Raw genomic sequence first — 8,538 nt, forward strand, 5'->3', positions numbered from 1 at the left:
CGCATCCTATGCGGATGCGTGGATTGAAATGCATCCAGGATGTCAACGCGCATCAATCGGGTGAAGTCGCAACCTACGCGGATGTCGTGTAGGTTGAGTAGGCGGTGGAGTGGCGAGTCATATCCGATATGGGAGCACGAATCGAATACCTAAATTACCTGCACAGGACATCAATGGAACTAATGCTGGTTCGGTAGATGTCCTTTTTTTGTTCACTATTTGTCGTTTACTATGTACAAACAATATGGTAAATTGTAGATAATTGTGGGGTTCTGTAGAAATAGGTCAAAAGTATTGCTTTTGTTGTCTTTGTTCATATCATGAAATTCATGACACACAATGAGGAGCGTTGATATGAATTCGATTGCTCATATTCGTGAAAGTGACCAACAGGTACAGACAGTCGAGGCGCACTTGTTAGAGGTGAGGGCATTAGCGGAAGGTTACGGGACGAAGCTGGGTGTCTCCCATGTGACCGGATTAGCAGGTATGCTCCACGATATGGGAAAATATTCACAAGAATTTCGCGAGTATATTATAGCGGCTGTAAGTGGTTCTAATGTGCCAGTTAAGAGAGGCAGCGTTGACCATTCGACAGCAGGAGGCAAGCTTTTATACGAGTTTTTTCATATGACCAATATCACGAAATATAAAGGCCTGTTAGCTGAAGTTGTCGGCAACGCCATCATTTCGCACCACTCTTATTTGCATGATTATCTCAATCAGGATTTGGAGTCTCCTTATTTAAGGCGTGTTAGGGATAAGCAGCCGGAAGAATATGAGGAAAGCAAGCAATCCTTCTTTACGCATGTCATAAGCGAGTGGGAATTTCATCAATATGTAGATCGGGCTGCGGCAGAACTGGAACAATTTATGGCGCAAAATACGACTGGCAGCTCTGAACGGAAGCTCATGTTCCTCACGAAGTTCGTGTTCAGTGCATTGATTGATGCAGACCGGACGAACACGAGATGTTTTGAAGCTAATGTACACAAAGAACCAAAAGTGAATGTGGCGAACCTGTTCGAAGACTACTATGCGAAATTACTGGAAAAGGTATGTTTGTTTGCAGAGCATGAAGATGCCAATACGTCTATTAATAGGCTCAGAAGTGAGATGTCAGCGCAATGTGAGCAATTTGCTGCGAAACCGTCTGGAATCTATACCTTATCGATACCAACCGGAGGCGGCAAGACGTTAGCAAGTTTGCGATACGCCTTGAAGCATGCCATGACCTTTCACAAACAACGCATTATCTATGTCGTTCCTTATACTACAATTATTGAACAGAATGCCGCAACGGTTCGCAGTATTTTAGAGGACGAGTTGAATATATTGGAACATCATTCTAACGTAGTTGAACATGAACACGATGATGATGAAGAACTGGACGGCTTCGCCATGACACAGCAGCAGAAAGCCAAGCTGGCCAAGGATAACTGGGATGTTCCTATTATTTTTACGACGATGGTGCAATTCCTTAATGTGTTCTTTGCTCACGGGAGCCGTAACATTCGGAGACTTCATAATTTGTGCGAAGCGGTAATTATATTCGATGAGGTGCAGAAGGTTCCAACACCTTGCATTTCGTTGTTCAATCAGGCACTAAACTTCCTTAAGCACTATGGTCAATCCAGCATCGTTCTCTGTACGGCAACGCAGCCAGCACTGGACTTCGTGGAGCAGAAGCTCGATATTAATTCAGACGGCGAAATGATAGGCAACATTGATCATGTCATTGAAGCATTCAAGCGAGTCGAGATTGTAGATCAAGCGACGGGGGAGACGTTCGATACCGATAAGCTGGCTGACTTTGTGCAAGATACAATCGAAGATATTGGCAGTGTTCTTATTATTTTGAATACGAAGTCTGTGGTCAAACACTTGTATCGGCAATTGATGACACGATCCATGGAAGAGCAAGGCGAGGCTATTCCCGTCTATCATTTAAGCACCTCCATGTGTGCGGCGCACAGGTTCCATATTTTGCAGAAAGTGAAGGAGCATCTGGAGCGAGAGGAAAAAGTCATTTGCATTAGTACACAGCTAATTGAAGCGGGGGTTGATGTCAGCTTCGGTTGTGTCATACGTTCTCTGGCCGGATTGGACTCGATTGCGCAAGCGGCAGGACGCTGCAACCGGCATGGAGAGGATGGGATTCGGAAGGTTTATATTATAGATCATGCGGAAGAGAATTTGGACAAGCTGATGGAAATCAGGGTTGGCAAAGAAGCGGCGAAGAAGATGCTCATCGACATGAAGCGTGATTCGTCGGCTCATGGTGGTGACATATTGTCACGTCGGGCGATGGAGTGGTATTTCCAAGAGTACTATTCGGAATTCAAATTGAACTTGAACTATCCTATTCCGAAGCTGAGAAAGAACATGACGGAGTTGTTGTACGGAGAACGGGGCGGAGAAGATACGTATTTTCAAGCCTACTGTCACACGAAGAAAGCACAGCCTCCGCTATTTATCGCGAACAGCTATGGCACGGCAGCGAAGCATTTTCAGGTCATAGATAGTCATACGACATCCGTCATTGTCCCTTATGGTGAAGGCAAAGACGTTATTGCCGACCTGAACGGAGCTGCCACCATTGATGATCTCACACTGTTGCTGCGGAAAGCGCAGCAATTCACGGTTAATCTCTATAAGCATGAGCTCCAACAACTAGATCGCAGTGGCGGGCTGGATAGCTGTCTGGATGGGAGCGTTCTCGTGCTGAAAGAAGGCGCTTACAGTGAAGATTATGGAGTGGATCTTGAAAATGAAAGTGAAATGGGATTATTGTCCTTTTGATACCTATAGAAAGGAGGCGGCGTGATGAGGAACAGCATCGAGTTCGAGGTATATGGGAACTATGCTCTGTTCACCGATCCACTAACGAAGCTGGGCGGAGAAAAGCTATCTTACCAGGTGCCTACCTATCAAGCTTTGAAGGGAATTGTAGAATCAATCTATTGGAAGCCGACCTTGCTGTTTATCGTGGATGCAGTACGCGTCATGAATCCGATACGCATGGAATCTAAGGGGGTTCGGCCCATTGACTACGGTGGGGGCAACACACTGGCTAACTATACTTACTTAAAAGATGTGCGATACCAATGTAGAGCACATTTTATTTTTAACCCGCACAGACCAGATCTGGAATACGACCGCAATGAGCACAAGCATCACAATATACTGAAGCGTTCCCTGCAAGCAGGTGGGCGCCGGGACATCTTTCTCGGGTCAAGAGAGTGCCAAGGTTATGTGGAACCTTGTGTGTTCGGGGAAGGTGAGAGCTTCTACGATAACTATGGCGATATCCATCTGGGAACGATGGTACATGGCATTAACTACCCGGATGAGACCGGCAGAAGGCAGATGGAGACGCGCCTGTGGAATCCGGTTATGCGGAACGGGATGATTGAGTTTATTGCGCCGGAGCAATGTACCCAAGTACGCGCTGTTGCGGATATGGAGCCTAAGCAGTTCACGGGCGATCATATGGAATCTGTTGATGATCTGTTTGCCCAAATGGAAGCGGGTGAAGCAAGATGAGCTGGTTGCTGCAATTATATAAAACGTATGAAGCGAATCTGGATCGGGTTGGCGTCATCGAGAAAAAGTACAACGAGCAAGAATATACGCTGCTGCCGATTTCGCATACGACGCAGACGGCACATATCGAAGTAAATGTAACGGAAGACGGCGAATTTCATTCTGCAACCTTCGTCGATAAGAGCGATGGCAGTACGTTAATACCTTGCACGGAAGCTTCGTCGAGCCGGGCGGGCTCCAAGGTGGCACCGTATCCGCTGCACGATAAAATCAGCTATGTGGCTGGAGACTATACGGCCTATGGCGGGCCAGTAAAGAAGGAAGATCCGTTCACCGCTTATATCGAGCAATTAGGAGACTGGGCGTCATCTCCCTATGCCCATGCCAAAGTGAAGAGCATATATGCGTATGTGAGCAAAGGACGGTTGATACAGGACCTGGTGGAGGACAAGAAGCTGGTACTGGATGCCAATAACCATCTGATCGGAAAATGGGACAAAAAATATGTCTCTATGTACAGCGAGAAACCGCAGATTTTTGCTGTACTGACCGGGGAACAAGATAGTGCTTTCATTCGTTTTAACGTCTACTCGTCGAGCAAGCATTTGGAAAAGGTCTGGGATGATCCGGAGATGTACGAATCGTTCGTGCAGTATTACAACCAGAGGCTTGGAGCCGAGAAGCTCTGCTATGTAACAGGCAACATGCTGCCCGGTACAGACAAGCATGCGAATAAGATCCGCAACGCGGCAGATAAAGCCAAGCTCATCTCGGCGAATGATACGAGCGGCTTCACCTTCAGAGGACGGTTCAGTCATAGTGATGAAGTGGCAAGCATCAGCTACGAAGTATCGCAGAAAGCCCATAATGCATTAAAGTGGCTTATTCAGCGGCAAGGCAAGATTATTGATCAGCGCGTTTTTCTCGTATGGGCGAACGATGCGCTTTATGTCCCGGCCCCGGAAGACGACACGTTCTCACTTGATCCTTCCCCGTTCGTCGTACAGCAAAAATCCTACACGAATCGAGAGTTGGCACAAGAAGTGGCTAAGGCGTTGGATGGCTATCGCAATAAGCTCGCCTCTTCTTCTGAATCCCATGTAAATCTGCTTGTTCTCGACTCGGCGACAACAGGGCGAATGGCCGTGCTCTACTATCGGATGATGGACAAGCAGCAATACTTCGACCGTTTGTTGAAATGGCACACGACCTGTGTATGGCTGCACCGTTATCGCAAGGACGAAAATGGAGATTTTGTACAGTTTTACGGTGCGCCGTCTACGAAGGATATTGCATTTGCAGCTTATGGCTCCAAGGCGAACGAGAAGATCGTGAAGGGATTAATGGAGCGCATGCTGCCTTCTATCGTGGATGAAAGAGAGATTCCGTCTGACATTGTCAATAGTGCGATCCGCCGCGCTTCCAACCCGATCTCGATGGAAAAATGGGAATGGGAAAAGACGTTAAGCATCGCTTGCGCCTTGGTCAATAAAGATTCGCTGAATAAAAAGGAGGGATACGAGGTGGCATTGGATAAGGAAAATATGGATCGAAGCTATCTGTTCGGGCGGTTGCTGGCGGTTGCTGATGTGTTGGAGCGTCGGGTGTTGGACGAAGAAGCACGCCGATCCGGCAAATCAGGGTCAAGTCATGTGCGTGCCAGTAATGCGGTTCGGTATATGAATTCATTTGCACAGCATCCAGAACGAACATGGAGAACCATTCAAGCCAGCTTGCAGCCGTACCAAGCGAGATTAGGGTCGAAAGGCTATTATTTATCTGGAATCATCGACGAGATTGCATCTGCATTTCATCCTGATGACTTTAATAACAAGCCATTATCAGGAAAGTATCTGTTAGGTTTCTATAGTCAAAGACATGAGCTCTATCAAAAAAAAGAGAATAAAGAAAGCCCAATCCAACAATCCAATGAAGAGGAGCTGGAATCATGACAGTTTTGGATCATAAAGTTGACTTTGCGGTTGTATTTTCGGTAACGAAGGCAAATCCCAATGGCGACCCGCTGAACGGGAATCGTCCGCGTCAGAACTATGACGGACATGGCGAAATATCGGATGTGGCCTTGAAGCGTAAAATAAGAAATCGATTGCAAGACAACGGCGAGTCTATTTTCGTCCAATCCAATGATCGCAACACGGATTCGTTCAAGAGCTTGAGAGAACGTGCCGAAGCAAATGAGACGCTAGCTAAAATTATGAAAGCAAAAGACGGATCAAGTGAGGAGTTCGCCAAGTTAGCTTGTGAGGAATGGATTGATGTCCGGAGCTTTGGCCAAGTGTTCGCTTTCAAAGGGGGAGCGGATAAAGGTGTCTCGGTTGGCGTGCGCGGGCCGGTGTCGATCCATACGGCAACGAGCGTAGAGCCGATTGATATTACGAGTATGCAAATTACGAAAAGCGTAAATTCTGAACCGGGCAAAGAGAAAGGTTCGGACACGATGGGGATGAAGCACCGCGTTGACTTTGGCGTGTATGTCTGCTACGGCAGCATTAACACCCAATTAGCAGAGAAGACGGGATTTTCGAATGACGATGCGGAGAAGATCAAGCAGGCACTCGTGACATTGTTCGAAAATGACGCATCTTCTGCCAGACCAGACGGCAGTATGGAAGTAGTGAAATTGTTCTGGTGGGAGCATCATTCGAAGCTTGGTCAGTATTCTTCAGCCAAAGTACACCGTTCCTTGAAGGTTAGCAAAAACAAGGAGGAACCTAAATCCATAGAGGATTATACAATTGCGTGGGATGAGTTGGAAGGATTGAAGGTAGAGGTTATTGATGGCCTGTAAGGATGAGGACGACTTTTTACTTCTGTCTGGCATTCAGCACTTTCAATTTTGCAAGCGGCAATGGGCACTCATTCATGTAGAGCAGCAGTGGGAGGAGAATGTAAGAACAATCGAAGGGCAGCATCTCCATCGCCATGCCGATCAGCCGTTTACGAGAGAAAAGCGTGGCGATAAGCTTGTCGTTCGTGCGATGTCTGTGAAATCGCATGAACTGATGTTCACCGGAGTGTGCGATGTTGTAGAGTTCCTCCGCGATGAGCGTGGGGTACCTATCAACGGAGCGGATGGCACATATTTGGCATATCCGGTCGAATACAAGCGCGGCAAGCCGAAGAAGGATGAATCGGATGTGCTGCAATTGGCGGCGCAAGCGATCTGTCTGGAAGAGATGCTGCTGTGTGATGTACAGACTGGATACCTTTTTTATCAAGAGCTGAAGCATCGGATTGAAGTGCCGCTTACGGATGATGTGAAGCAGAAGGTACGGAAGATCGCCGCAGAGATGCATGATTATTATAAGCGCAAGATTACGCCGAAAGTGAAGACAGGAGCATTTTGTAAAAGCTGTTCGCTTCATTCGATATGTTTGCCCGCACTGATGAATAAACGGACGGTCAAAAGCTATATTGAGGGGAAGATCAAGGATGAGGCGTCTTCTTAATACGTTGTATATAAACCAGCCCGACGTTTATTTGTCGTTGGACGGTGACAATATCGTACTGCTGAAGGAGCAGCAGAAGCTGGGCAGACTGCCGCTGCATAATCTGGAAGCAATCGTATCCTTCGGATATACGGGGGCCAGTCCGGCTTTAATGGGATATTGTGCGGATCGGAATATTTCGATTACCTTTTTGACGCTGAGCGGAAGGTTTCTAGCTAGGGTCATCGGGCAGAGCAAAGGCAACGTTGTGCTAAGGAAAAAGCAATATGCGATATCCGAGGATGAAGCTTGGTCAGCGAAAATTGCCCGCAAGTTTATCGTAGCTAAGATATACAATCATAAATGGATGGTTGAACGAATGACCCGGGATTATCCGCTGCGGGTGGATGTGGCACAATTCAAAGCGGTGTCGGAGCCGCTATCCGCCCTTATGCTTGAAGTCAGGGCATGTGAGGATTTAGAGCGGTTGAGAGGCTTGGAAGGTCAAGCTGCTGTAAGCTACAACAGAGTGTTCGGTCACATGATCTTGCAGCAGCCGGATGATTTTTATTTTCACACACGTTCGCGCAGACCGCCGCTCGATAACGTCAATGCGATGCTGTCGCTAGCCTATACCTTACTGGCTCATGATATGGCAGCCGCCTTGGAAGCAGTCGGGCTTGATGCCTATGTCGGCTTTCTGCATCGTGACCGGCCGGGACGAGTGTCTCTGGCGTTGGATGTGATGGAAGAACTGCGGGGCGTCTATGCGGACAAGTTTGTTCTCAGCTTGATCAACAAGCGTATTGTGAATAAAGATGATTTTTTCAAGAAGGAAAATGGCGCCGTCCTGATGACGGATGAGGCGCGAAAGAAGTTTTTGGATGCGTGGCAGAAGAAAAAACAAGAGAAGATTAGCCATCCTTTTCTCGGGGAAGACATAAACTGGGGATTGGTCCCGCATGCCCAAGCTTTGTTGCTAGCTCGCTATTTGCGCGGTGATCTGGATGAATACCCTCCATTTTTGTGGAAGTAGGTGTTATGGGATTGTTGGTGTTAATTACGTATGATGTCAGCACCACTAGTAGTGACGGACAGAGACGGTTGCGCAAGGTGTCGAAGATGTGCCAAAATTATGGTCAGCGTGTGCAGCATTCGGTGTTCGAATGCAATGTGGATGCCACTCAATTCGCCGCTCTCAAGATCCAGCTTGCAGATATAATTGATCAGAAGGCAGACAGCCTTCGATTCTATCAGTTAGGCAATAACTATAAGAACAAGGTGGAGCATATCGGTGTGAAGGAATCGATCGATTTGGACGGGTCATTAATTTTCTAGTGCGAATGTGAAGTGCACATGATTTCCTTGGGACATTCGCACCTGATTTTTGCCATTTTTATACCAGTTCCATGATGTTGATGTATGGTTGTCAGTTGTTTTTTCCAATAATCGCGAAATTTTGATTAATTCAATCACTATATCCAGTTTTTTTGATTGTTTTGGTCAAAAATCGCTGTCGCATCCTATGCGGATGCGTGGATTG

7 protein-coding genes are annotated in these 8,538 nt (G+C 47.1%); all 7 read left to right on the plus strand.

Annotation, left to right across the window (positions count from 1 at the left end; translation table 11 throughout):
* Window positions 1-354 precede the first annotated feature (354 nt).
* The 7 genes from BBG47_RS26445 to cas2 are packed head-to-tail and all read left to right on the plus strand — an operon-like array spanning window position 355 to window position 8,333.
* A complete protein-coding gene (locus tag BBG47_RS26445; protein ID WP_065294232.1) occupies window positions 355-2,802 on the plus strand; it encodes a CRISPR-associated helicase/endonuclease Cas3 in 2,448 nt (815 codons plus the stop codon).
* Between the two features lie 24 nt (window positions 2,803-2,826).
* Window positions 2,827-3,546 (plus strand): type I-C CRISPR-associated protein Cas5c, encoded by a 720-nt coding sequence (cas5c, locus tag BBG47_RS26450; RefSeq protein WP_065294233.1) that lies wholly within the window; start codon window positions 2,827-2,829, stop codon window positions 3,544-3,546.
* Entirely contained in the window at window positions 3,543-5,498 is a 1,956-nt protein-coding gene (gene cas8c, locus BBG47_RS26455) for a type I-C CRISPR-associated protein Cas8c/Csd1 (protein ID WP_065294234.1), read from the plus strand. The genes cas5c and cas8c overlap by 4 nt, the downstream gene beginning before the upstream one ends.
* A complete protein-coding gene (cas7c, locus tag BBG47_RS26460) occupies window positions 5,495-6,355 on the plus strand; it encodes a type I-C CRISPR-associated protein Cas7/Csd2 (protein ID WP_065294235.1) in 861 nt (286 codons plus the stop codon). Before cas8c ends, cas7c begins: the two co-directional genes overlap by 4 nt.
* On the plus strand, window positions 6,345-7,016 hold the full coding sequence (gene cas4, locus BBG47_RS26465; protein WP_065294236.1) for a CRISPR-associated protein Cas4: 672 nt from the start codon (window positions 6,345-6,347) through the stop codon (window positions 7,014-7,016). The genes cas7c and cas4 overlap by 11 nt, the downstream gene beginning before the upstream one ends.
* Entirely contained in the window at window positions 7,000-8,031 is a 1,032-nt protein-coding gene (gene cas1c, locus BBG47_RS26470; RefSeq protein WP_065294237.1) for a type I-C CRISPR-associated endonuclease Cas1c, read from the plus strand. The genes cas4 and cas1c overlap by 17 nt, the downstream gene beginning before the upstream one ends.
* Window positions 8,032-8,042: 11 nt before the next feature.
* Window positions 8,043-8,333 (plus strand): CRISPR-associated endonuclease Cas2, encoded by a 291-nt coding sequence (gene cas2 / locus BBG47_RS26475; RefSeq protein WP_065294238.1) that lies wholly within the window; start codon window positions 8,043-8,045, stop codon window positions 8,331-8,333.
* The last annotated feature ends 205 nt before the right edge of the window (window positions 8,334-8,538 follow it).

It is taken from the genome of Paenibacillus sp. KS1, assembly GCF_001680695.1.
In the GTDB taxonomy this organism is placed as follows: domain Bacteria; phylum Bacillota; class Bacilli; order Paenibacillales; family Paenibacillaceae; genus Paenibacillus_B; species Paenibacillus_B suaedae.

Excerpts from the sequence above, each read along its gene's own strand:
- cas5c (WP_065294233.1), top strand. The coding sequence starts at position 2,827 with ATGAGGAACAGCATCGAGTTCGAGGTATATGGGAACTATGCTCTGTTC.
- cas4 (WP_065294236.1), top strand. The coding sequence starts at position 6,345 with ATGGCCTGTAAGGATGAGGACGACTTTTTACTTCTGTCTGGCATTCAG.
- cas8c (WP_065294234.1), top strand. The coding sequence starts at position 3,543 with ATGAGCTGGTTGCTGCAATTATATAAAACGTATGAAGCGAATCTGGAT.
- BBG47_RS26445 (WP_065294232.1), top strand. The coding sequence starts at position 355 with ATGAATTCGATTGCTCATATTCGTGAAAGTGACCAACAGGTACAGACA.
- cas7c (WP_065294235.1), top strand. The coding sequence starts at position 5,495 with ATGACAGTTTTGGATCATAAAGTTGACTTTGCGGTTGTATTTTCGGTA.
- cas1c (WP_065294237.1), top strand. The coding sequence starts at position 7,000 with ATGAGGCGTCTTCTTAATACGTTGTATATAAACCAGCCCGACGTTTAT.